The sequence below is a fragment of the Roseicella frigidaeris genome, assembly GCF_003258945.1.
Lineage (GTDB): Bacteria > Pseudomonadota > Alphaproteobacteria > Acetobacterales > Acetobacteraceae > Paracraurococcus > Paracraurococcus frigidaeris.
The window spans coordinates 159,553-182,262 of sequence record NZ_QLIX01000009.1; the positions used below are offsets into that span (position 1 = coordinate 159,553).

The 22,710-nt window shown below is 72.1% G+C and carries 19 protein-coding genes and 1 pseudogene; 6 read left to right on the forward strand and 14 right to left on the reverse strand.

Going from position 1 to position 22,710, the window contains the following annotated elements; all coding sequences use genetic code 11:
• Window positions 1-258 precede the first annotated feature (258 nt).
• The 3 genes from DOO78_RS14150 to DOO78_RS27510 all read right to left on the reverse strand — a co-directional run bounded on the left by DOO78_RS14150 (window position 259) and on the right by DOO78_RS27510 (window position 3,200).
• Window positions 259-1,284 (reverse strand): DUF2891 domain-containing protein, encoded by a 1,026-nt coding sequence (locus DOO78_RS14150; RefSeq protein ID WP_243634544.1) that lies wholly within the window; start codon window positions 1,282-1,284, stop codon window positions 259-261.
• A 7-nt stretch (window positions 1,285-1,291) separates the two neighbouring features.
• Entirely contained in the window at window positions 1,292-2,470 is a 1,179-nt protein-coding gene (locus DOO78_RS14155) for a uroporphyrinogen decarboxylase/cobalamine-independent methonine synthase family protein (RefSeq protein WP_111470497.1), read from the reverse strand.
• A 70-nt stretch (window positions 2,471-2,540) separates the two neighbouring features.
• Window positions 2,541-3,200, reverse strand: a complete 660-nt coding sequence (locus tag DOO78_RS27510) for a GntR family transcriptional regulator (protein ID WP_165838893.1) — start codon at window positions 3,198-3,200, stop codon at window positions 2,541-2,543.
• Between the two features lie 283 nt (window positions 3,201-3,483).
• On the opposite strand from DOO78_RS27510, the gene DOO78_RS14170 reads away from it, so the two are divergent.
• The 3 genes from DOO78_RS14170 to DOO78_RS14180 are packed head-to-tail and all read left to right on the forward strand — an operon-like array spanning window position 3,484 to window position 7,211.
• Window positions 3,484-5,412, forward strand: coding sequence for a sodium:solute symporter family transporter (locus tag DOO78_RS14170; RefSeq protein WP_207802904.1), 1,929 nt, complete (start codon window positions 3,484-3,486; stop codon window positions 5,410-5,412).
• Window positions 5,413-5,425: 13 nt separating this feature from the next.
• Window positions 5,426-6,061 carry a glutathione S-transferase C-terminal domain-containing protein gene (locus DOO78_RS14175; RefSeq protein WP_111470499.1) on the forward strand — a complete coding sequence of 212 codons (636 nt, stop codon included), beginning with the start codon at window positions 5,426-5,428 and terminating at the stop codon, window positions 6,059-6,061.
• Window positions 6,062-6,065: 4 nt separating this feature from the next.
• The gene (locus DOO78_RS14180) at window positions 6,066-7,211 is read left to right on the forward strand and encodes an NADH:flavin oxidoreductase/NADH oxidase (RefSeq protein WP_111470500.1); all 1,146 of its coding nucleotides are present in this window, start codon (window positions 6,066-6,068) and stop codon (window positions 7,209-7,211) included.
• A 53-nt stretch (window positions 7,212-7,264) separates the two neighbouring features.
• Here the strand turns inward: DOO78_RS14180 and DOO78_RS14185 are convergent, their stop codons facing one another.
• The 5 genes from DOO78_RS14185 to DOO78_RS14205 form a co-directional block, all read right to left on the reverse strand.
• A complete protein-coding gene (locus tag DOO78_RS14185) occupies window positions 7,265-7,624 on the reverse strand; it encodes a hypothetical protein (protein WP_111470501.1) in 360 nt (119 codons plus the stop codon).
• A 17-nt stretch (window positions 7,625-7,641) separates the two neighbouring features.
• A complete protein-coding gene (locus tag DOO78_RS14190; protein ID WP_111470502.1) occupies window positions 7,642-9,303 on the reverse strand; it encodes a GMC family oxidoreductase in 1,662 nt (553 codons plus the stop codon).
• A 96-nt stretch (window positions 9,304-9,399) separates the two neighbouring features.
• Complete coding sequence (locus DOO78_RS14195) at window positions 9,400-10,191, reverse strand: 2-keto-4-pentenoate hydratase (RefSeq protein ID WP_111470503.1); 792 nt, start codon at window positions 10,189-10,191, stop codon at window positions 9,400-9,402.
• Between the two features lie 31 nt (window positions 10,192-10,222).
• Window positions 10,223-11,242, reverse strand: coding sequence for a zinc-binding alcohol dehydrogenase family protein (locus DOO78_RS14200; protein ID WP_111470504.1), 1,020 nt, complete (start codon window positions 11,240-11,242; stop codon window positions 10,223-10,225).
• Between the two features lie 2 nt (window positions 11,243-11,244).
• Window positions 11,245-12,417, reverse strand: coding sequence for an epoxide hydrolase family protein (locus tag DOO78_RS14205; protein ID WP_111470505.1), 1,173 nt, complete (start codon window positions 12,415-12,417; stop codon window positions 11,245-11,247).
• 227 nt (window positions 12,418-12,644) lie between these two features.
• Here DOO78_RS14205 and DOO78_RS14210 point away from each other — a divergent pair, with 227 nt between their 5' ends.
• Together DOO78_RS14210 and DOO78_RS14215 are read left to right on the forward strand one after the other, a co-directional pair.
• Window positions 12,645-14,597: a PhoX family protein gene (locus DOO78_RS14210; protein WP_243634545.1), complete on the forward strand. Its 1,953-nt coding sequence runs from the start codon at window positions 12,645-12,647 to the stop codon at window positions 14,595-14,597.
• A 141-nt stretch (window positions 14,598-14,738) separates the two neighbouring features.
• A complete protein-coding gene (locus DOO78_RS14215) occupies window positions 14,739-15,173 on the forward strand; it encodes an NUDIX hydrolase (RefSeq protein ID WP_111470507.1) in 435 nt (144 codons plus the stop codon).
• A 19-nt stretch (window positions 15,174-15,192) separates the two neighbouring features.
• Here the strand turns inward: DOO78_RS14215 and DOO78_RS14220 are convergent, their stop codons facing one another.
• From DOO78_RS14220 to DOO78_RS14235, 4 genes are all read right to left on the reverse strand, one after another.
• On the reverse strand, window positions 15,193-15,522 hold the full coding sequence (locus DOO78_RS14220; RefSeq protein WP_111470526.1) for a carboxymuconolactone decarboxylase family protein: 330 nt from the start codon (window positions 15,520-15,522) through the stop codon (window positions 15,193-15,195).
• Between the two features lie 86 nt (window positions 15,523-15,608).
• Window positions 15,609-17,954 (reverse strand): ATP-dependent Clp protease ATP-binding subunit ClpA, encoded by a 2,346-nt coding sequence (gene clpA / locus DOO78_RS14225; protein ID WP_111470508.1) that lies wholly within the window; start codon window positions 17,952-17,954, stop codon window positions 15,609-15,611.
• A gap of 260 nt (window positions 17,955-18,214) precedes the next feature.
• Window positions 18,215-18,562: an ATP-dependent Clp protease adapter ClpS gene (gene clpS / locus DOO78_RS14230; RefSeq protein WP_111470509.1), complete on the reverse strand. Its 348-nt coding sequence runs from the start codon at window positions 18,560-18,562 to the stop codon at window positions 18,215-18,217.
• Window positions 18,563-18,850: 288 nt separating this feature from the next.
• Complete coding sequence (locus DOO78_RS14235) at window positions 18,851-19,486, reverse strand: phasin family protein (RefSeq protein ID WP_243634546.1); 636 nt, start codon at window positions 19,484-19,486, stop codon at window positions 18,851-18,853.
• A 446-nt stretch (window positions 19,487-19,932) separates the two neighbouring features.
• Between DOO78_RS14235 and DOO78_RS14240 the strand changes: the two genes are divergently transcribed.
• Complete coding sequence (locus DOO78_RS14240; RefSeq protein WP_408887574.1) at window positions 19,933-21,132, forward strand: D-alanyl-D-alanine carboxypeptidase family protein; 1,200 nt, start codon at window positions 19,933-19,935, stop codon at window positions 21,130-21,132.
• 113 nt (window positions 21,133-21,245) lie between these two features.
• On the opposite strand, the gene DOO78_RS14245 is transcribed toward DOO78_RS14240, so the two are convergent.
• Window positions 21,246-22,322, reverse strand: coding sequence for a DSD1 family PLP-dependent enzyme (locus DOO78_RS14245; RefSeq protein ID WP_243634547.1), 1,077 nt, complete (start codon window positions 22,320-22,322; stop codon window positions 21,246-21,248).
• 141 nt (window positions 22,323-22,463) lie between these two features.
• Window positions 22,464-22,710: pseudogene (locus DOO78_RS27515) on the reverse strand (transposase); the annotation flags it as partial.

Consider the following 22,710-nt stretch of genomic DNA (forward strand, 5'->3'; position numbering starts at 1 on the left):
CCCGCCGCCGCGGCCCGGCGCGCTTCGCCCCAGACTCGGCCATAGCAGCACAGCGGCGGCATCGCCGGAAGCCGCGCCGGGATCGCCGCCTACGAACGGCCGTTGCTGGCGACCCATCACCGGCCCCCATGGGCAGCCCCCTTGGCGCCGGGCGCAACCCTCCGGTTTGCCTGGGCCTTCGCGCCGTCACGCCGTCAGGCGCGCCTGACGGCACCCATCCGGGCGCTCGGCATGAAGGAATCCTTCAGGCCGTTCGTATCACGCCTCCAGGGCGAGCAGGGCGAAGCTCGCCAGCCAGTGCTCGCCCATGTAGTGCCCCGCCAGATGCGGCAGGCTGGCCGCCAGGTGCCGCGCCGCCGCCGCCTCGGCCCGGGCGCGGCGCGGGTCGCCCGGCCCCCAGCCGCCGGCCAGCGCCCGCCAGCACCAGGCGCGGCTGAGGTTGAGCCCGTCGAGATGCACGATGCGGCCATCCGTCCGGTCGCTCACCACCGCCGGCGTGAAGAGCGTGGCCGGCTCGCCCGCGGCGAGGCGGGGCAGGAAGCGGTCGAGCCAGGGGGCGAACACCGCGGCCGGCAGCAGCCGGCGCATGGCTTCGGCCTCCATCAGGGCGGGCGAGAGGAAATCCTCGCCGCCCGGCTCCCAGGCCTGGCAATCGGCATCGGCGCCGTACCAGGCCAGGGCCCGTTCCCGCAGCAGCCGCAGCAGCGCCGGGTCCTGCGCGGCGGCATGGGGCATGGCCATCGCCAGGGCGAAGGCCGAGCTCGCATGCGTGCCGGCCCGCACCGGATAGGTGGCGCGCGGCAGCCAGACGCGGAACCGCTCGGCGACATCACCCGCCAGCGGCGCCAGCGCGGCGCCCCAGGGCCGGTCGGCCAGCTCGGCGGCCAGGGCCAGCAGCCAGGCCCAGCCATAGGGCCGCTCGAAGCCGCCGGCGCCGGGCCGGGCGAAATAGGCGCGCTCGGCGGCGATCGCCTCCCCGGCATAGAGCCCGTCGAACAGCGCGCGGATCGCCGGCGCCGCGGGCAGGCCGGGGAAGCGGCGCAGCAGCCGCGCCAGCAGCCAGTGCGCGTGCACGCAGGAATGCCAGTCGAAGCTGCCGAAGAAGACCGGGTGCAGGTCCCGCGGGCCGCGCAGGTCCCCTGGCCCGGCCAGCACGTGGTCGAGCTTGTTCGGGTATTCGCGCGTGACATGGCCGAGCGCGATCCCGGCCAGCCCCTCCGCGAAGGCCTCGGTCAGCCCCTCGGCCGCTGCATCGGCCGCCCCTCGGGGCGCCCCCCGGGGCACGCCGCGCTCAGCCCGCGAGGCCGAGGCGGCGCGAGGCGAGGCGCGCGCCCTCGGCCATGGCGGCGAGCTTGGCCCAGACGATGTCCTCCGCCACCCGGCCGCGCCCGGCCGAGGTGTCGAAGCCGCAATCCGTGCCGGCCAGCACCCGCCGCGGGTCGCCGACCGATTGCGCCACGAGTTGCAGCCGCTCGGCCACCACCTCCGGATGCTCGACGAAATTGGTCAGCGGGTCGATCACCCCGGCGACCACCACCTGCCCCTGGTCGAGCGGCAGGTCCTTCAGGCAGCGATGCTCATGCGCATGCCGCGGATTGGCGATGGGCAGCACCCAGCCGCCGACCCGGGCGCGGGAGATCGCCGGCAGGATTTCGTGCATCGCCACGTCGCAGTCATGCGGGCCCTCGTAATTGCCCCAGCAGGCATGCAGCCGCACCCGCTCGCGCGGGATGTTGGCGAGGGCGGCGTTGATCACCTCCACCACCCGCTCGGCGAAGTCGAGGAACGCGCCGAGCGGCCGGTCCTGGTAGGAGAGGTGCCGCTCCATCGCCAAATCCGGCGCGTCGATCTGCAGCAGGAAGCCGCTGCCGACGATCGCCTCGTACTCCACCTGCAGGGCGCGGCCGAGCGCGGCGAGATAGGCATCCTCGGTGTCGTAGTGGCGGTTGCGCATGGCCGCGGCGATGATGCCGGGCGAAGGCGCGGTCATGAAGGCCTCGGCGAAGCCCCGCGGCGCCGCCTCGTCCAGCGCCGCCCGGAACTCGTCGCATTCCGCCTGCACCAGCGCCGGGTCGAGATAGCGCACCTCGCCCACCGCCTCCGGCACGTTGTCGCGGTTGCTGACATTCGGCCGGCCGGAGGCGAGGGCGTCGTTCCAGGCGCGGAAGCCGGGATAGCGCGCCACATCGGCGAAGCTGCGGCGCGACCAGCCGCCGCCGAAGCCGCTCATGCGGTGGCGGACATAGAGGAAGAAGGCCTCGCGCATCTGCTCGCCGTTGTTGCCGACATCGATGCCGGCCTCGATCTGGCGGCGCACCACATGCCGCGTCGCCGCGCGGCCGGCGGCCTCGAGGGCGGCCTCCTCGACCGGCTCGCCGGCGGCGCGGCGCGCATAGAGCGCGGTGAGCGCGGCCGGCCGCGGCAGGCTGCCGGTATGCGTGGTCAGGATCCGGTGCTCGCTCCGGCGCATGGCGTCCCCCCTTCGTCGTGCCGGGCGGGATGCTGCGCGCGGCGGCCGGGCGGGGCAATCCCGGGCCGGATCAGCCCGCCGCCTCGAGGCGCGAGAGGATGCGGCTGCTGGCCAGCGCATGGTGCTGCGCGAGCTGCGCCGCCGCCGTCGCATCCCGCCCCACCACCGCCTGCAGGATCTGGTCGTGCTCGTCCCAGAAGGGGCCGAGCTTGGTGGGCTCGCCGGCGAGCAGCATGATCGAGCGCCGGACATGGTGCCAGTTCATCCGCGCGGTCTGGGCGATCAGGCGGTTGCCGGCGAGGCTGTAGACGAAGTCGTGGAAGGCGAAATCCGCCGAGGCCATGGCGGCGAGGTCGCCATCGGCGACGGCCGCGCGGCCCTCGCGGATGATGCGCTCGCCCCGCAGCCGGTCCTCGGGGCCCGCCTTGCGCGCCGCCGCCACCGCCGCCGCGGCATCGAGCGCGGCCCGCATCTCGTAGAGCTCGGCGGCGAAGTCGCGGTCGAGCGGCGCGACCACCAGGCCGCGGCGGCCGGTCTCGGTGACGAAGCCGTCCTTCTTCAGTTGCTGCAAGGCGAGGTGCACCGGCTGGCGCGAGGTGCCGAGGCGCTCGGCCAGCTCGTCCTGGATCAGCCGCGTATCCGGCGCCAGCACGCCGTCGCAGATCGCCTCCCGCAGGGTTTCGTAGACCGTGTCGGTGACCTGCTGGGTGGGCGCGACCCTGGTGATCAAGCTTGACACTCCTGTTGCGGCTCTGCATTGTACCCCGAACACCGTGTTCGGTATACGGTATACGAAAATCCTTTGACGAGAGATGCGGCGCGGAAGTATCGCGTCCAAGTCCTTCGTATACCGAACACTGTGTGCACAAGCCTTGGGCCAGCCTAGCAAAGGCCCGGTCCGGGATGAAATTCGCCACGCGCACGCGGCCGCCACGACCAAGCCCCCACCGGGCCCGGAGACCGATGATGCCGCCTGCCGCCGCCACCCCCGCCCGCCCGGGACCCCGGATGCCATGACGGCGCCCTCCCCTGGCCCCGTCCCTGGGTCTGCCCCTGGGCCCACCCCTGGGCCCGCCCCGGCGGCCGGCCTCTGCGCCCGGCTCGGCCTCGGCCTCGCCGCCGCCATCGGCCTCGGCATCCTCGGCTATTTCGCCATCGCCGGCGTCGCGCCGGGGCTGCTCGCCCGGCCGCTCTTCGCCGGCGGCACCATGACCCTGTGGTTCCCGATCGGCTGGGCGCTGATTGCCGGCGCGGTCGGCGCGGCGGCCGTCTATGTGCGGCGCGCCAACCGGGCGGAGGATGCGCTGCGCGCCGCCGGCCGCGGCCTGCCCGCGCTCCTGGCCCTGCTGGTCCTGGCGAAGCCGGCGGCGGCGGCGACCGGCGCCGGCCCCAACCTGCCGGCGATCGGGCTTTTCCTCATCCTCGTCGCCGGCACCCTCGCCATCACCTGGTGGGCGGCGCGGCGCACCCGCTCGGCGGCGCAATTCTATGCCGGCGACGGGCAGCTCACCGCCTTGCAGAACGGCCTCGCCATCGCCGGCGACACGCTCTCGGCCGGCGCCTTCCTCGGCCTCTCCGGCCTCGTCTTCGGCAGCGGCTTCGACGGGCTGGTCTATGCCGTCGGCTACAGCGTCGGCTACCCGATCATCGCCCTGCTCTTCGCCGACCGCATGCGCCGGCTCGGCCGCTTCACCTTCGCCGACGTGCTCTGCTACCGCCTCGGCGAGGCGCCGGTGCGCAGCTTCGCCATCGCCTCGACGCTGACCATCGTCATCTTCTACCTCATCGCCCAGATGGTCGGCGCCGGCCAGCTCATCCAGCTCCTCTTCGGCCTCGACTATGTCTGGGCCGAGGCGATCGTCGGCGGGCTGATGATCTGCTACGTCATCTTCGGCGGCATGACCGCGACGAGCTGGGTGCAGATCGTCAAGGCGGTGCTGATGCTCTTCGCCGGCATCGCCATCGCGCTGCTGGCCCTCGGCCGCTTCGGCTTCGACTTCGGCGCGCTGCTCGGCGAGGCCGTCCGGCTGCATCCGAAGCACGAGGCGATCCTGGCCCCGACCGGCTTCGCGCTGATGCCGGTCTCCGCCCTGTCGCTCGCCGTCGCGCAGCTCTGCGGCAGCGCCGGCCTGCCGCATGTCATCATGCGCTTCTTCACCGTGCCCGATGCCCGCACCGCCCGCGTCTCCATGCTCTGGGGCTCGGTCTTCATCGGCCTCTTCTTCGCCCTGGTCTTCGTCATCGGCTTCGCCACCATCGCGCTGGTGCGCGGCAACCCGGCCTATCTCGACGCCTCGGGCGCGCTGATCGGCGGCGGCAACATGGCGGCGGTGCACCTCGCCCATGCGGTCGGCGGCGACCTGATGCTCGGCTTCGTCGCCGCCGTCGCCTTCGCCACCATCCTCGCCGTGGTCGCCGGCCTCACCCTCTCCGGCGCCTCGGCGATCAGCCACGACCTCTATGCCAGCCTGCTGCGCCGCGGCCGGCCGGTGGAGCGGACGGAGGTCCTCGTCTCCCGCCTCGCGGTGCTGGTGCTCGGCCTGCTCGCGGTCGGCCTCGGCATCGCCTTCCGCCAGCAGAACGTCGCCTACATGATCGCCCTCGTGGTCGGCATCGCGGCGAGTTCGAACTTCCCGCTGCTGCTGCTGGCGATCTATTGGCGCGGCCTCACCACCGCGGGCGCGGTTGCGGGCGGGCTGGTCGGCCTGGCCTCGGCGATCCTCCTCACCGTGATCGGCCCCTCGGTCTGGGTGAAGGTGCTCGGCCATGCCGCGCCGCTCTTTCCGCTCGACCCGCCGACCCTCGTCACCATGCCGCTCGCCTTCCTCACCTGCGTCGCCGTCTCGCTGCTCGACCGCAGCCGCCGCGCCGCCCAGGACCGCGCCGGCTTCGCCGCCCAGTCGCAACGGATGGCCGGGCTGGCCCCCGCCGCCGCCGAATAGAGAGGAGACCGCCATGCTCAAGCTCATCAGCGCCACCCCGAGCCCCTATGCCCGCAAGGTGCGCATCGCCCTGGCCGAGAAGGACATCCCCTTCGAGCTGATCACCGAGGTGCCCTGGGACAGCACCACCCAGACGCCGCGCCACAACCCGCTCGAGAAGCTGCCCGTGCTGATCTTCGAGGATGGCAGCAGCGCCTATGAGAGCCGCTACATCCTCGAGGTGATCGAGGCGAAGTGGCCCGAGCCGGCGCTGGTCCCGGCCGATCCCTGGGAGCGGCTCGCCGCCCGCAAGGTCGAGGTGATCGCGGACGGCATCTGTGATGCCTGCGTGCTGCTGTTCTGGGAGCGCCACCGCGCGCCCGAGCAGCAGAGCGCCGAATGGATCGCCCGGCAGCGCCGCAAGGTCGATGGCGGGCTGCGGGCCCTCGCCGAGACCGCCGGCCGCCGCGAATGGGTGGTCGGCGAGCGCTTCGGCCTCGCCGACATCGTCACCGGCACGGTGCTGCGCTACCTCGATGTCCGCTTCCCCGAGCATCCCTGGCGCAGCCAGTACCCGAACCTCGTCGCCCTCTCGGCGCGGCTGGAGGCGCGGCCCTCCTTCGCCGGCTCGGTGCCGGTGCCGCAGGTGATCAGCGACAAGGTGGTCTGATCCCATGCCGAAGCTGTTCGACTCCTTCGCGCTGAAGGACGTCACGCTGCGCAACCGCATCGCCCTCTCGCCGATGACGCAGTATTCCTGCGGCCCGGACGGGGTGGTGACGGATTGGCACCTGGTGCATCTCGGCGCCCGCGCGGTCGGCGGCGCCGGGCTGGTGGTGGTCGAGCAGCTCGCCGTCGCGCCGGAGGGCCGCATGACCCCCGGCTGCGCCGGCCTCTGGAACGATGCCCAGGCCGAGGCCCTCGCCCGCGTCACCCGCTTCGTCCGGGCGCAGGGCGCGGTGCCGGGGGTGCAGCTCGGCCATGCCGGGCGCAAGGGCGGGCTGCGCAAGCCCTGGGAGGGCTATGCGCAGATGCCGGCCGAGGACCCCGAGAATTGGGAATCGATCGGCCCCTCCGACATTCCCTATGGCGGCCGCATCCCGCGCGCGGCGCGGGCGATGACGCGGGACGACATCCGCCGGGTGCAGCGCGACTATGCCGCGGCGGCGCGGCGGGCGCTCGAGGCCGGCTTCGAGTGGCTCGAGATCCACTACGCGCACGGCTTCCTCGGCGCCTCCTTCCTGTCGCCGATCGCCAATACCCGCACCGACGAGTACGGCGGCAATGCCGAGAACCGCGCCCGCTTCCTGGTCGAGACCTTCCAGGCGGTGCGCGAGGTCTGGCCGGAGCGGCTGCCGCTCACCGTGCGCATCGGCGCCATCGACTTCCACCCCGACACCCACAGCATCGAGGACAGCATCGCGCTGGTCGAGGCGCTGGCGGTGCGCGGCCTCGACCTCGTCGATATCAGCCTCGGCATGAACACCGACGCCGCCGAGGTGCCCTGGACCGAGCGCGGCTTCATGGTGCCGACCGCGGCCCGCATCCGGCGCGAGACCGGGATGCCGGTGGCGGTGAGCTGGAATCTCGGCGACCCGGTGCATGCCGACCGCATGATCCGCGCCGGCGATGCCGACCTGCTGATGGTCGGGCGGCCGGCGCTGGCCAATCCGCACTGGCCGCTGCTCGCCGCCATGATGCTGGGCGAGCCCTCGCCCCTCGCCCTGCTGCCGCCGCAATATCGCAGCTTCCTCGAGAAGGCGAAGGACAACCCGCATGTCGCGGGCTTCGGCGAAGCCTGGTCCGACATCCCCGCCTGATGTGATGCCAACGGCATGAATGCTTCATTCATGCCGTTGGCATGCGGCGGCGCTCAGGGCCGCCGGCGCGCCGACCAGACCAGGGAGGCGGTGGAGAGCAGGATGGAGGCGACCATGACGCCGGCCGTCACCAGCCCGGCCGGGGTGATGCGGCCATGCATCTGCAGCACCGCGCGCTCGCCGATGGTGAGCCGCAGCTCGCCGCGGATCTCCTCGGGATGCGCCGGCGCCGCCTCGGCCGCGGCCTCGGGCGTGGGCGGCGCCTTCGTCCGGCGCGCCACGGCATGCGCCGGCTCGGGCGCGGCATCCCCGGCCGGCACCGGCGGGACCGCCTCCGCGGCGGGCTCGGCCGGGGGCGTGGCGGCGGGCTCGGCGGTGGAACCGCCGCGGCGGCGGGCGGGCTTCGAGGCCATGTCGGTCGCTCCGCCGCTCAGGCCGCCGCGGCCGCTTCGGGCGCCGCCGCCTCGCGGCCGCGGATGAAGTCGGCCGCCTTCTCGGCGATCATCAGCGTCGTCGCATAGGTGTTGGCCGAGGGCATGCCGGGCATGATGGAGGCATCCACCACCCGCAGCCCCTGCATGCCGTGCACCAGCAGCCGGTCGCTGACCACGGTGGTGGGATCGGTCTCCGGCCCCATCCGCGCCGTGCCGATCAGGTGATAGGTGGTGCTGCCGTTCCGCTTGGCGAAGTCGAGCAGCTCGTCATCCGTCTGCACCTCCGGCCCGGGCAGCGTCTCCACCTCGAGGAAGCGGCCGAGCTCGGGCGTGCCGAGCATCCGCCGCAGCAGCCGCATGCCGCCGAGATGCACCCGCACATCCATCGAATCGGAGAGGTAGTTGGGGTTGATCTCCGGATCCTCGAAGACATTGGCGCTGCGCGCCCGCACCCAGCCATGGCTCTCCGGCCGGTGCTGCCAGGCGCCCGCGGTCACGCCGGGATAGTCGTCGAGCACATAGACCTTGCCCTCGGCATAGGAGCCGGGGGTGAAGACGCATTGCAGGTCCGGCACGTCGAGCCCCTCGAAGCTCTTCCAGAAGACATGCACATGGCTCGGCGCCGTCGCCAGGATGCTCGGCTTGCCGAGCGCCCAGCGCGCGATCTGCGCGCCGAGCCTGAGGCCGCGCGCCAGCTCGTTCAGCGTCTCGACGCCCTTCTTCGCCCGCATGACGAAGCGCGAGGCGTAGTGGTCGCGGAAATTGCTGCCGACGCCGCGCAGCTCGTGCACCACCGGCACGCCGAGCCGGCCGAGCAGCTCGGCCGGGCCGACGCCCGAGACCTGCAGCAGCCGCGCCGTGTTCACCGTGCCGGCGGAGAGGATCACCTCGCGCCGCGCCCGCACCTGCTGCGGCGCGGCGCCGGGCGCGTTCAGATAGGCGATGCCGACCGCCCGCTTGCCCTCGAAGAGGATGCGGCTGGCGCGGGCATTGGTGCGCACCTCGAGATTCGGCCGCGACAGCGCCGGCTTGAGGAAGGCGACGGCGGCCGAGACGCGGCGGCCCTTGCGGATCGCCCGCTGGAAATAGCCGACGCCGGCCTGGTCGCCGCAATTGTAGTCGCGGGCGCGCGGGATGCCGAGCCCGACGCAGCCCTGGATGAAGGCTTCCGAGATCGGGTTGATCCAGTCCATGTCGGTGATCGGGATGCCGTCCTCGTTCCGCCCGCGCGAGGCGTCGGAGGGACCGATGCGGTTCTCGCTGCGGCGGTAATAGGGCAGGCAATCGGCATAGCCCCAGCCGCGGTTGCCGCGCTGCGCCCAATTGTCGAGGTCGGCGGGCTGGCCGCGGTTGTAGATCATGCCGTTCACCGAGGAGGAGCCGCCGAGGGTGCGGCCCTGCACGGTGCTGATCCGCCGCCCGCCGGTCATCGGCAGCGGCTCGGTCTTGAACTGCCAGGTGACGCCGGGATCGGCCAGCGTCTTGATGAAGCCGGCCGGGATGTGGATGAAGGGGTTGCGGTCGGGCGGCCCCGCCTCCAGCACGCAGACTGTGACGCCGGGATCCGCGCTCAGCCGGTTGGCGAGCACCGAGCCGGCGGCGCCGGAGCCGACGATGACGTAGTCGAAGGTATCGGCATCGGGCGCGGCCTCGGCCATGGGGGCGGTTTCCTCGCAGGGTTGCCGCCGGGCGGCGGACATCCCAGTCATTACAGCAGAAGATCGCCGGACGGAAACGCCCGGCGCGGCCCCCATTCAGGCGCCGAAGGCGAGACCCATTTGGCCGAGCGGGCCGTAATCAACCTGGACAGCGTCGCCCGGCTGGATCTCGAGCGGCACGGCGCAGGTGCCGGTCGTCACGTACTGGCCCTCCCGCAGGGTCACGCCGTGGCGGGAGAGCTCGTTGGCTAGCCAGGCGAGCGCGATGCGCGGGTCGCCGAGCACATTGGCGCCGATCCCCTCCCGCGCGTAGCGTTCGCCGACGCGGCACTGCACGCGATGCGCCGCGAGGTCGATCCCGCGCCACGCCTCTGGCGCCTCCGGCCCGAGGCAGAAGCGGTGCGCGCAGGCATTGTCGGCGATGAGCTGCGGCCCGCCGGCGCGGGCGAAATCCGCGAAGCGGCTGTCCGGCACCTCGATGCCGAGATGCAGCGCCCCGACGGCGGCCATCACCTCGGCCTGCGTGTAGGGCGTGGCGCGCGGCGGCAGGTCGCGCGCCATGCGGAAGACGAATTCCGGCTCGGCGACGCGCATGGCGTTGTCGGCGAGGCCGAGCGTGCCGCCCTCCGGCACCAGCATCTCGGCCAGGATGCGGCCGCCGAGCGGCCCGTCGACGCCGATATGCGCCTGGCCGGCGCGGCTGGTGGCGGCGATCTTCCAGCCGAAGAGCGGCCGGTCGCTCCGCGCCTCGTACCGCGCCTGGATGGCGTAGCCCTCGGCCCGGTCGGCGGGCCGCAACCGCTCCGGCAATGCCGCGATGCGGCGCGCCGATTGCCGGCTCTCCCAGATCAGCGCGGCGGCCTCGCCCGCCGCGGCCTCGTCCAGCATCGCCCCGTCCCCTCCCTGTCTGCGGACCAGCTCAGAACCCGGCCAGCACGATCTTGCCGACCGTCCGCCCCTGCTCGATCACCGCATGCGCGCGGCGCAGGTTGGCGGCGTTGATGGCGCCGAAATTCTGCGTCCCCGTCGGGCGCAGCCGCCCGGCATCGACCAACGCCGCCACCTCGTCGAGGATCTCGTGCTGGCGCACCATGTCGGCCGTGGCGAACATCGGCCGGGTGAACATCGCCTCCCAATGCACCGAGGCGCTCTTGAACTTCAGCAGCCGCAGGTCGAGCGGCTCCGGGTCGTCGATCAGCCCGATCGCCCCCTGCGGCGCGATCATCGTCGCCATCTCCGCCCAGCGCGCGGCGTCGGTGTGGGTGGAGAAGATCCAGGGCATCGGCCCGGCCGCCAGCGCCTTGACCTGCGGCGGCAGCGGCTGGCTGTGGTCCACCACGTGATGCGCGCCGCATTGCGTCACCCAGGCGGCGCTCTCCGGCCGGGAGGCCGTGCCGATCACCGTCACGCCCGTCAATGTCCGGGCGAGCTGGATCGCCATGGAGGGCACGCCGCCGGCGCCGCCGATCACCAGCAGCACATGGCCCGCGGCGGCCTCGCCACGCGGCAGGCGCAGCCGGTCGAAGAGCATCTCATAGGCGGTGAGCGTGGTGAGCGGCAGCGAGGCGGCGGCGGCGTGATCCAGCGTCTCCGGCTTGCGGCCGGTGATGCGCTCGTCGACGAGCTGCTTCTCGGCATTCGAGCCGGGGCGGTCGAGCACGCCGGCATAGATCACCGCATCGCCGGGGCGGAACAGGGTGCAGTCCGGCCCCACCGCCTCGACCACGCCGCTCGCATCGTAGCCGAGCACCAGGGGCTTCTCCGGCGAGGCCTCCATGCTCATCCGGCTCTTCATGTCGCGCGGATTGACCGAGATTGCCTGCACCCGCACCAGCAGGTCGCGGCCCTGCGGCGGGCCGGGATCGGGCAGGTCGAGATCGACCAGCGCCGCCGGATCCTCGATCGGCAGCGCCTTCCGCGTCATGGCGACGGCACGCATCCTCAACCCTCCCGCAGCGGCCGGAAGAAGGCCTGCACCTCCGCCGCCAGCGCCTCCGGCTGCTCCATGGCGGCGAAATGCCCGCCCTTCTCCATCTCCGTCCAGCGGCGGATATCGGTGTAGGTGCGGGCCGCGAAGCTGCGCGGCGGGTGCAGGATCTCGCGCGGGAATTGCGCGTAGCCGGTCGGCACGTCCACCGTCTTCCCGTCCGGGATCGGCCAGGGCCCGTGCAGCCGGGCGTAGTAGGGCCAGAAGGAGGCGCCGATGCAGCCGGTGAACCAGTAGAGCGCGATATCGGCCAGCATCCGGTCGCGCGGCACGGCGCTCTCGATGCGCCCGTCATTGTCGGTCCAGGCGTGGAATTTCTCGGCGATCCAGGCGGCGAGGCCGGCCGGGCTGTCGGTCAGCGCCGCCGCCAGGGTCTGCGGCCGCGTGCCCTGGATCCACTGGTAGCCCGTCTCCTCCTTCAGCCAGAGATCGAGCGCCTCGCGGTAGCGCCGCTCCGCCGGGTCGTCATCCCGCAGCAGGCCGAGATCGCGCCGCATGGCGAGCAGGTTGATGTGGATGCCGATCAGCGTCTCGGCATGCGTCGCGCCGAGGCAGGAGGCGGTGAAGGCGCCGAAATCCCCGCCCTGCGCGGCGAAGCGGCGATAGCCCAGCACCTCCGTCATCAGCGCGGCCAGGCAATCGGCGATGTCGGCGATGGCGAAGCGCTTCTGCCCCGGCGCGAAGGACAGGCCATAGCCCGGCAGCGAGGGGGCGATGACGGTGAAGGCGTCCGCCGGGTCGCCGCCGAAGGCCGCCGGGTCGGTCAGGCGCGGGATGATGTCGATGAACTCGAAGACCGAGCCGGGCCAGCCATGCATCAGCAGCAGCGGCATCGGGTCCGGCCCTTTCCCGGGCACATGCAGGTAGTGCAGGTCGATGCCGTGCAGCGGCACCTTGTACTGCGGGAAGGCGTTCAGCAGCGCCTCCTGCGCCCGCCAGTCGAACCCCTCCCGCCAGTGGCGGAGCAGTTCGCCGAGATAGGCCGTCGGCGTGCCATAGGCCCAGGGGTCGCCGCCCGGCGGGATCGGCACCTGGTCCGGCAGCCGGGTGCGCGCCAGGCGTTCCCGCAGATCCTCGATCGCCGCCTCCGGGACGGCCAGCGTGAAGGGTTCGGGCTTGGCTGCCATGGCGGTGTCGTCCTCCTGCGCGGCAGGATGGCGCGCCGCGCCGGAGGGGGGAAGCCCGGCCGGAAGGGGTAAAGCCCGGCCGGAAGGGGGAAAGCCCGGCCGGGACGGCCGGAGGGAGGAAGCCCGGCCCGGCGCGCCGCATGGCGCCGGTGTCATGCGGCTGTCGCTGGACTTCGCCGCCGGCCCGGGCGACACCGCCGGGTCGACGCCTGCCAGCGGGGATGGCCATGAGCGATGCCGAGCCCGGGGATACGCCCATCGAGATCGAGGATATCGGCAGCAACCCGGCGCCGCGCCGGCCGATCGGCGCGCTGATCGCCGAGCGGCTGTCGCGCCGGGCGCTGCTCGGGGCGGCCGGCGCCGCGGCGCTCGCGCCCGCCCGGCCGGCCGCGGCGCAGGACAGCGGCAACACGCCGGACGGCGGCCCCTCCAGCCTCGGCTTCCCCGAGCTGCGGCACCAGCTCGCGCCGCGCGACGCCGTCGCCGCGGGGCATGCGATCCAGGTGGTGATCCGCTGGGGCGACCCGATCCTCGCCGATGCGCCGGAGCACGACCCGCGGCAGCAGAGCGCCGCGGCGCAGGCGCGGCAATTCGGCTACAATAACGACTATCTCGACTTCTTCCCGCTGCCCGCCGGCGCCCGCAGCGCCGATCACGGGCTGCTGGTGGTGAACCACGAATACACCAACACCAACCTGATGTTCCCCGGCCTCGGCAGCGGGCGGGAGATGCGCGCCCGCACCACCGCCGAGCACGGCGCGATCGAGCGCGCCGCCATGGGCCTCTCGGTGGTCGAGCTGCGGCGCGAGGACGGCGCCTGGCGCTATCGCCGCGACAGCCGCTGGAACCGCCGGATCACCGCCGAGACGCCGATGCGCCTCAGCGGCCCCGCCGCCGGGCATGCGCGGCTGCGGACCGCCGAGGACCCGACGGGGCGGCAGGTGCGCGGCACGCTGAACAACTGCGCCGGCGGCAACACGCCCTGGGGCACCGTCCTCACCTGCGAGGAGAATTTCAACTACTACTTCGGCGGCGAGGCGGCGGAGAGCGGCGCTCAGGCGGCCGCCTACCGGCGCTACGGCATCCTGAAGGAGCCGGTCTATGGCTGGCGCCGCTTCGAGCCGCGCTTCGACCTCGACCAGACGCCGAACGAGCCGAACCGCTTCGGCTGGGTGGTGGAGTTCGACCCCTACGACCCGGCGAGCGTGCCGGTGAAGCGCACCGCCCTCGGCCGCTTCAAGCACGAGGGCTGCACCCATGCGGTGAGCGCCGATGGCCGCGTCGCCTTCTATTCCGGCGACGACGAGCGCTTCGACTACCTCTACAAATTCGTCACCGCCCGCGCCTGGACCCCCGGCGACCCGGCCGCCAACCGCGACCTGCTCGACGAGGGGGTGCTGCATGTCGCCCGCTTCGAGGCGGATGGCACGCTGCGCTGGCTGCGCCTGGTCCAGGGCGAGGGCCCGCTGACGCCGGAGAACGGCTTCCACGCCCAGGGCGACGTGGTGATCGAGGCGCGCCGCGCCGCCGACCTGCTCGGCGCGACGCCGATGGACCGGCCCGAGGATGTCGAGACCAACCGCCGCAGCGGCCGCGTCTATGTCATGCTCACCAACAACGGCAGCCGCAAGTCGGGGCAGGTGGACGCGGCCAATCCGCGCCCGGCCAACCTGCATGGCCATGTGCTCGAGATCATCCCGCCGGGCGCCGGCACCGGGCAGGTCGACCATGCGGCGACCGAGGCGCGCTGGGGCCTCTTCCTCGTCGCCGGCCGGCCGGGCATCGATCCCGGCGCGCAGTACCACCGCGCCACCAGCGACCAGGGCTGGCTCTCCTGCCCGGACAACTGCACCTTCGACCGGAACGGCCGGATCTGGATCGCCACCGACGGCGCGCCCGAGGCCGCCGGCGTCGCCGACGGGCTCTATGCCGCCGACACGACCGGGGCCGGGCGGGCGCTGACCCGGCTGTTCTACCAGGCGCCGGTCGGGGCCGAGGTCTGCGGCCCCTGCTTCACCCCGGACGAGCGCACCCTCTTCCTCGCCATCCAGCATCCCGGCGAGGGCGCGGGCAGCCATTTCGAGGCGCCGACGACGCGCTGGCCGGATTTCCGCGAGGACGCGCCGCCCCGCCCCTCGGTGATCGCCATCACCCGGCAGGATGGAGCGCCGATCGGGTAGCGGGCGCCGGACCGATCGGCGCCCAACCTGAATTTTTCGTTAATTGTTTGGATTTGCGGCTGAAGGGCAACCATTTGGTAAGTTGTCGATGGGAGGAACCAGGGCGGGGTGCGATCATCCTCGCCCGATGATGGGAACTCGATGCCGAATCGCGCCGCCCGTGCCAGTCGCCGGCAATGCGCCGCCCTGCCGCTGGCCCGCCAGGGCGAGGCGTGGCGCGTGCTGCTGGTTACCAGCCGGGAGACCCGCCGCTGGGTGATCCCGAAGGGCTGGGTGGGCAAGCGCAACGCCGCCGGCCAGGCCGCCCAGGAGGCCTATGAGGAGGCCGGCATCCGCGGCCGGATCGCCACCACCCCGATCGGCCGCTACGCCTATGCCAAGCGGCTGCCCGATGGCGGCAGCGTGACCTGCACCGTCGAGGTCTTCCCGCTCCAGGTCGAGACCCTGCTGGAGGACTGGCCCGAGAAGGCGGAGCGCGAGCGCCGCTGGTTCGACCTGGCCGAGGCCGCCGCGGCGGTGCGCGAGGACGGCCTCAGCCGGCTGATGCTGAGCCTCGCGGCGCTGCCCGCCAACTGAGGCCGAAGGCGCCCGGGCCCTACTCGCCCGCCGCGTCGAGGACGTGCAGCGAATAGGTGAAGGCGGCGCCGGCATTCAGCGCGATGGCGACGCCGAGCGCCTCGGCCATCTCCTCGCGCGTCGCCCCGGCATGCTTGGCCTTGCGCACATGCGCGTCGATGCAGCCGTCACAGCGCGTGGTGACGGCGACCGCGAGGGCGATCAGCTCGCGCGTCTTGGCATCCAGGTGCCGCGCCGCGGCGGCGCCCTGGTTGAGCGCGGCGAAGCCCTTCACCAGGTCCGGATGCAGCGTCGAGAGCGCTTTGCCCTGCGTGCGCAGGCCGGCGCTGTAGGCATCCCAATCCTTCACGGCGCTCATGGCGATCCTCCCATCATGCAAAAAGGCGCGGGGCCGAGCCCCGCGCCTTCCTTGGTACCGGCAATCCGCCCGGAGGACTACTCGATGACCTCGGGCTCCCGCTCCGCCTCGCCATCGCCCTCCTCGGGCTTCGGCAGGGCCGGCGGCGCCGCCTCGACATAGTCGAAGCCGAGCTCGCCATCCTTCAGGTGCACCTTCACCGCGCCGCCCTTGACCAGCTTGCCGAAGAGCAGCTCCTCGGCGAGCGGCTTCTTGACGTGCTCCTGGATGACGCGCGCCAGCGGCCGGGCGCCGTAGAGCGGGTCGAAGCCCTTCTCGGCCAGCCACTCCTTGGCGGCGGAGGACAGCTCGATCGTCACGTTGCGGTCGGCGAGCTGCGCCTCGAGCTGCATGACGAACTTCTCGACCACGCGGCCGACGATCTCCGGCGTCAGGCCGGAGAAGGGCACCACCGCGTCCAGCCGGTTGCGGAACTCCGGCGTGAACATGCGCTGGATCGCCTCCTGGTCCTCGCCGACCCGCTGCTCGCGGCCGAAGCCGATCGCCGGCTTGGCCAGGTCCGCCGCGCCCGCATTCGTCGTCATGATGAGGATGACGTTGCGGAAATCGACGGTCTTGCCGTTGTGGTCGGTGAGCTTGCCGTGGTCCATCACCTGCAACAGGATGTTGTAGAGATCCTGATGCGCCTTCTCGATCTCGTCGAGCAGCAGCACCGCATGCGGGTGCTGGTCGATGGCGTCCGTCAGCAGCCCGCCCTGGTCGAAGCCGACATAGCCGGGCGGCGCGCCGATGAGCCGCGAGACCGAATGCCGCTCCATGTATTCCGACATGTCGAAGCGGATCAGCTCGATCCCGAGGGTCTTGGCGAGCTGCTTCGCCACCTCGGTCTTGCCGACGCCGGTCGGGCCGGAGAAGAGGTAGTTGCCGATCGGCTTCTCCGGGTCGCGCAGCCCGGCGCGGGAGAGCTTGATCGCCGCCGAGAGCGCCTCGATCGCCTTGTCCTGGCCGAAGACCATGGCCTTCAGGTCGCGCTCGAGGGTCTTCAGCGTCTCCTTGTCGTCGTTGCTGACGGTCTTCGGGGGGATGCGGGCGATCTTCGCCACGATCTCCTCGACATCCTTCAGCGTGACGGTCTTCTTGCGCTTGTTCTCGGGCAGCAGCATCCGGCTGGCGCCGACCTCGTCGATCACGTCGATCGCCTTGTCAGGCAGCTTGCGGTCGTGGATGTACTTGGCCGAGAGCTCGACCGCGGCGCGGATGGCCTCGGGCGTGTAGCGCACCTTGTGGTGCTTCTCGTAGTTGGTCTTCAGCCCCTGCAGGATCTTGACCGCATCCTCGAGGTTCGGCTCGTTGACGTCGATCTTCTGGAAGCGCCGGACCAGCGCCCGGTCCTTCTCGAAGTAGTTGCGGTATTCCTTGTAGGTGGTGCTGCCGATGCAGCGCAGCGTGCCCTGGGCCAGCGCCGGCTTCAGCAGGTTGGAGGCGTCCATCGCGCCGCCGCTGGTCGCGCCGGCGCCGATCACCGTGTGGATCTCGTCGATGAAGAGGATGGAGCCCGGCTGCTGCTCGAGCTCGGAGACGACGGCCTTCAGCCGCTCCTCGAAATCGCCGCGGTAGCGGGTGCCGGCGAGCAGGCTGCCCATGTCGAGCGCGAAGATGGTGGACTTGCCCAGCACCTCGGGCACGTCGCCCTCGATGATGCGCTTGGCCAGCCCCTCGGCGATGGCGGTCTTGCCGACGCCCGGATCGCCCACATAGAGCGGGTTGTTCTTGGTGCGGCGGCAAAGGATCTGGATGGTGCGCTCGATCTCCTGCTCGCGGCCGATGAGCGGGTCGATCTTGCCCTGCTGCGCCTTCTTGTTGAGGTTGACGCAGTAGTTGGAGAGCGCGTCCTGGCCGCGGCCGCGGGCGGGCTTCTCCTCCTTCTCCGGCTCCTCGCTCTGCGCGGTGGAGGGCGTGCCCTGCACGGGGCGGTTCTGCGCCCGGCCCGGCGCCTTGGCGATGCCGTGCGAGATGAAGTTCACCGCGTCGAGCCGCGTCATGTCCTGCAGCTGCAGGAAGTAGACGGCATGGCTCTCGCGCTCGCTGAAGAGGGCGACGAGGACATTGGCCCCCGTCACCTCGTCGCGGCCGGAGGACTGGACATGGATGGCGGCGCGCTGCACGACGCGCTGGAAGCCCGCGGTCGGCTTCGGGTCGCCGGCGCGCTCGGTGACCAGCCCGGCAAGGTCCTTGTCGAGGAACTCGGTCAGGTCGCGCTTCAGCTTCTCGGTATCGACGCCGCAGGCCCTGAGCACGGTGGAGGCGTCGGTGTCGTCCGTCAGGGCGAGAAGCAGGTGCTCCAGGGTCGCGTATTCGTGCCGCCGCTCATTGGCGAGGCCGAGGGCGCGATGGAGCGTCTGCTCGAGGTTGCGTGACAGCATGCTAGAGACGCTCCCGTTGCGGTCCATCACGCCGGACAACGGCCGGCCGCGATGGGGGGTTGCCCCAGTTGAACATCTTGGTGCGTGCCCCCCAATCAGCATCCCCCCCGTTCGGCGGGGTGGGCCGGGAGCGGCCTGGGGCTGCCCTCCGGTCGGCCGTTGCCCGGCCTGGCGCAGGGCGGCGCGCCGCGGTGGTCATCCGCGGGGCTCCCGGGCGGGCGGACCCGCCGCAGCATCCGGGACGACAGGCGCCGATCGCCCTATTCCTTCTCGATGGTGCACTGCAGAGGATGCTGGTTCTGCCGCGCCAAGTCCATCACCTGCGTCACCTTGGTCTCGGCCACCTCGTAGGTATAGACGCCGCAGACCCCGACCCCCCGCCGATGCACGTGCAGCATGATGCGGGTCGCCTCGTCCCGGTTCTTCTGGAAGAAGCGTTCGAGCACATGCACGACGAACTCCATCGGGGTGTAGTCGTCGTTGAGCATCAGTACCTTGTACATCGCCGGCTTCTTGGTGCGCGGCCGGGTCTTCACCACGACGCCGGTGTTCGGCGTGGTGTCGCCTGGCGTATTCCCTCCGTTCGGTCGCTTGTCTTGATCGCTCATCGAAAATCCTGGTGGACAGGGGGGCCGCCCGGCCGAGGGTGACCCAACGCCGGCCTGTGACTGTCGCGGCCGAGGATACCGCCGCGCGCGGCGCGAGGTGAAGTGCCACGCGTGGCCTCGCGCAAAGATATGGGGCGGGCGCGGGCGCGGCAAAGATGGCGGCGCCGGAACGGAGGCCGGAACGGAAAAGGGCCCGGGCCGGCCGCCCTCCCCGGATCGGGGATGGGCGGCCCGCGCCGGGCCCGCATCCCCCCGGCCCTGCGGCCGGGGGCGAACTCTGCCGGTGGCTCAGGCGGCCAGCGGCTTGGAGAACTTCTCGACCGCGAGCGTCATGCGGGCGGAGATCGGCGCGAAGGACGCCTCGGCCAGCTTCAGCGCGGCCTCCTGCAGCTTCGCGGTCTCGGCGAAGCTCTTCTCCATGGCGGTGCGGGCGAAGCTCGCCTGGACCTCGGCGGCCTCCTTGAGGCTCTTCACCGAGCCGAGCGCCTTGGCGCCGGCGACCGTGTGGTCGGTCAGGCCCTGGACCAGGGCCAGGGTCTGCTTGCCGAGATCCTGCACGCCGGCGACATAGAGCTGCGTCGCCTTCGCCACCGCCTCGAGATTGCCGCGGGAGAACTCCGCCGCCTCTTCCGCCGCCTTGAACAGCCCGTCGGCGGTCTTCGTCACCTGCTCCATGGTCTTCTCCATCGTCACGCCCAACTGCGTGGGCCCAGTCTCGGTAGTCATGGTAGTCGTGCCGGCCGGCATCGCGGCGGCCGCCGCCTCGCTGGCCATGGCCTCGCCGATCGCCGCCAGGGCGGTCCCGGCCTGGGCCTCTGCCGCCGCGGGCACCGACGCGGCCGTCTCGATCAGGGTCTTCGCGGGCTTCGCCGCGGGGCGTGCGGCCACGGGGGCGGCCAGCTTGGCCTCGGTCGCAGTCGCCATCGCCACTGCCTTGCCTCGTCGCACCGTCACGGCTCGCCTCGCTTCCTGTCCCTTGCCCCGGGAGCCGTCGCCTGGCTCCGCGGGACCGCCGCAGCAGGTTATGCTGCACTGCAATATGCAACCTTCTACGATCCAGCCTCCGTCCTGGGCAAGCATTTTTTGCGTTGCACAATAACGCTTCATATAACAGAACCGTGATAGTCATGACCCGCGCGGCATGCGGGTTCTGCAACGAACTCCTTGAAAAACTTACATTGCCTGGCAAATGCCGGCTGCAAGTTATTGCTTTGGCAAGGTTCCCAACGCATTCCGGTAGACAGGTGCGATGGGCGCACCGTATCGTTCGCACGATTCGCTGGCATGCCGGGGGGGCGGTGCCGCGTATCAGGGGGTTGCCTATGTTGGGGACCAGCGCGTCATGGCGCTCAAGGGCCGTTCGTGCCCTCGTGCTCGCCTGCGGATTAGGCATCGCGGCACCGGCCGCGGCACAGATCGGCAGCGAGCGTTACTCGGCCATCGTGGTGGATGCCCGCAACGGCACCACCCTCGTCGCCGCCAGCCCGGATGAGCGTCGCTATCCGGCCTCGCTCACCAAGATGATGACCGCCTACATGGCCTTCGAGGCCCTGCGCGACGGTCGCATCACGCTCTCGACGCCGGTGCCGGTCTCCTATTCGGCGGCCTCCATGGCACCGTCGAAGCTCGGCCTGACGCCGGGCACGACCCTGACGGTCGAGGAGGCCATCCTCGCCCTCGTCACCAAATCGGCCAACGACGCCGCCGCAGCACTCGGCGAGCTGCTCGGCGGCGGCTCCGAGGACCGCTTCGCGCAGATGATGACGCTGCGCGCCCGCTCGCTCGGGATGCGCAACACCACCTTCCGCAACGCCTCGGGCCTGCCCGATATCGAGCAGGTCTCGACGGCGCGCGACATGGCGGTGCTCGGCCAGCACCTGGTCCACGACTTCCCGGACCGCTACGCCTATTTCTCGACGCCGAATTTCGTCTTCCGCGGCCGGACGCTGTGGAACCACAACCGGCTGCTGCAGGAATACGACGGCGCCGACGGCATCAAGACCGGCTATGTCGACGACAGCGGCTTCAACCTCGTCGCCTCGGCCCAGCGCGACGGCGTCCGCCTCGTCGCCGCGGTGTTCGGCGGCCGCACCGGGCGGGAGCGCGACCGGCACATGATGGCGCTGCTCGACCAGGGCTTCACCTCGGTCGGCGTCGCGCCGCGCGAGATGCTGGTCGCCCGCCGCGCCACGCCCGGCCTGCTGGCGAGCGCGCATGCCGCCAGCCTCGCCCGCACCAGCGCCCGCGCCAGCGCCGCCCCACGCGTCGTCACCACGCGCGTCGCCGGCCGGGCCACCGCCCGCCTGGTCCGCGGCCCCGCCAGCCGCGCCGCGCCGGCGCCCGGCCTCGCCGCCGGCCGCGGCATCGACCAGCGCTCCTCGCTGCTGCGCATGACCTCGACCCCCACCGCGCGCCAGCCGGTCCGGCTGGAGCAGGGCGACACCAGCAGCCGCGTCAGCCTGCCGGCGCAGCGCCGGCCGGCGGCCGCGGCGAAGGTCACCGACAAGCCCGCTGGCAAGCCCGCCGGCAAGCCGGTGAAGACCGCCGGCAACGGCCGCCGCTCCGGCTAGGACACTTCCCCTGAACACCGGTTCAGGGGACGTGCCCTAGACTATTGTTTTCAGAGCATCTTCACCCGATCAGGGAAGTCCACCTGATCGGGATCCGCTCTCGCCCCCCCCTCTCAGGCCATGGCGCCGCGGGCGGCGATCGGCCAGAGGCATTCCACCCGCCCCTGCCGCACCCCGACATACCAGTCGTAGCGGTCGATGGTCGGGTCGCAATGCCCGGGGACCAGCCGCAGCTTCTCGCCGAGCCGCGGCGCCTCGCCCGCCTCGACCAGCAGCTTGCCATGCTCGTCCGAGGCGCTGGCATAGCGCAGCCCCGGCCGGTCCTGCACCAGCGGCAGGCCGCTATCGACCGCGACGGCCTTGTGCCCGGCATCGACCACCGCGACGCCGGCGAGCGCCCGGCTCATCACCGTCGCCAGCACGAAGAGCGATTGCCGGAAGGGCGGCGGCGCCGCGTTCCGCGCGTAATCCGCGTCCATGAAGGCGTAGGAGCCGGCCTGGATCTCGGTATAGACGCCGCTCGCCGCCTCGAGGGCGAAGGTGCCGGTGCCGCCGCCGCCGACGATCTCGCAGCCGAGGCCGCGCTGGCGGAGCTGCTCCACCGTCCGCCGCGTCACCGCCACCGCATGGCCGATCGCCGCCTCGCGCTCCGCCGGGGTGCGGCGGTGCTGGGCGCTGCCGTGGTAGCTCTGCAGCCCGCCGAAGCGCAGATGCCGGCTGGCGGCGATGCGCTCGGCGAGCGCCACCGCCTCCGGCCCCGGCGCCACGCCGCAGCGGCCGGCGCCGCAATCGATCTCGACCAGCACCGGGATGCGGACCCCGGCCGCCTCCGCCGCCGCCTCGATGGCGCCGACCTGCGCCGCGTCATCGGCGCAGACGGCGATGCGGGCGATGCGGGCCAGCGCCGCCAGCCGCGCCAGCTTGGCGGGCCCGACCACCTGGTTGCTCACCAGGATGTCCGGCACCCCGCCCCAGGCCAGCGCCTCCGCCTCCCCCACCTTCTGCACGCATTGGCCGACCGCGCCGCGCGCCATCTGCAGATGCGCGATGACCGGCGACTTGTGGGTCTTGGCATGGGCGCGCAGCTTCACGCCGGTCGGCGCCAGCAGCGCCGCCATGCTGTCGAGATTGGCCTCGAGCGCATCGAGATCGAGCAGGAGGGCCGGGGTATCGACCTCCTCCTCGCGCATACCGGGTTCGGCAGGGGGGGACTGCAGCATGGGCGACTCCGACTGGATGCGGGATTGCGTGCGAAGGCATGCAGCCTGGGACGGATCCGGCGTCTCGGCGCATGATCTGGCGCAATCCCGGCCGCGCCTACCCTCCCCGTCTCACGCCGGTTCCCAGGCGCCCGGGATGCGCGTCCGCCCTCCCATGAAGCGATGCATCCCGGCGAGCAGCCGGCGCCAGGGCCTGGGCGGCCACCAGCCGGGGTTGGCCTTGGCCAAGTTAGCGATGCGAAGGAACACCTCGCTGTAGCTTTCGGACAAATCCGGATCGGGCAGGTATTGCGAGGGCGCCGGCAGGGCGCTGTGCAGCCGCAGCCGCCGGGCCAGCACGATGGCGGCGAGGCCCATG

Excerpts from the sequence above, each read along its gene's own strand:
- DOO78_RS14235 (WP_243634546.1), bottom strand. The coding sequence starts at position 19,486 with ATGGCGACTGCGACCGAGGCCAAGCTGGCCGCCCCCGTGGCCGCACGC.
- DOO78_RS14180 (WP_111470500.1), top strand. The coding sequence starts at position 6,066 with ATGCCGAAGCTGTTCGACTCCTTCGCGCTGAAGGACGTCACGCTGCGC.
- clpS (WP_111470509.1), bottom strand. The coding sequence starts at position 18,562 with ATGAGCGATCAAGACAAGCGACCGAACGGAGGGAATACGCCAGGCGAC.
- DOO78_RS14185 (WP_111470501.1), bottom strand. The coding sequence starts at position 7,624 with ATGGCCTCGAAGCCCGCCCGCCGCCGCGGCGGTTCCACCGCCGAGCCC.
- DOO78_RS14210 (WP_243634545.1), top strand. The coding sequence starts at position 12,645 with ATGAGCGATGCCGAGCCCGGGGATACGCCCATCGAGATCGAGGATATC.
- DOO78_RS14205 (WP_111470505.1), bottom strand. The coding sequence starts at position 12,417 with ATGGCAGCCAAGCCCGAACCCTTCACGCTGGCCGTCCCGGAGGCGGCG.
- DOO78_RS14155 (WP_111470497.1), bottom strand. The coding sequence starts at position 2,470 with ATGCGCCGGAGCGAGCACCGGATCCTGACCACGCATACCGGCAGCCTG.
- DOO78_RS14215 (WP_111470507.1), top strand. The coding sequence starts at position 14,739 with ATGCCGAATCGCGCCGCCCGTGCCAGTCGCCGGCAATGCGCCGCCCTG.
- DOO78_RS14170 (WP_207802904.1), top strand. The coding sequence starts at position 3,484 with ATGACGGCGCCCTCCCCTGGCCCCGTCCCTGGGTCTGCCCCTGGGCCC.
- DOO78_RS14190 (WP_111470502.1), bottom strand. The coding sequence starts at position 9,303 with ATGGCCGAGGCCGCGCCCGATGCCGATACCTTCGACTACGTCATCGTC.
- DOO78_RS14200 (WP_111470504.1), bottom strand. The coding sequence starts at position 11,242 with ATGCGTGCCGTCGCCATGACGCGGAAGGCGCTGCCGATCGAGGATCCG.
- clpA (WP_111470508.1), bottom strand. The coding sequence starts at position 17,954 with ATGCTGTCACGCAACCTCGAGCAGACGCTCCATCGCGCCCTCGGCCTC.
- DOO78_RS14175 (WP_111470499.1), top strand. The coding sequence starts at position 5,426 with ATGCTCAAGCTCATCAGCGCCACCCCGAGCCCCTATGCCCGCAAGGTG.
- DOO78_RS14245 (WP_243634547.1), bottom strand. The coding sequence starts at position 22,322 with ATGCGCGAGGAGGAGGTCGATACCCCGGCCCTCCTGCTCGATCTCGAT.
- DOO78_RS14195 (WP_111470503.1), bottom strand. The coding sequence starts at position 10,191 with ATGCTGGACGAGGCCGCGGCGGGCGAGGCCGCCGCGCTGATCTGGGAG.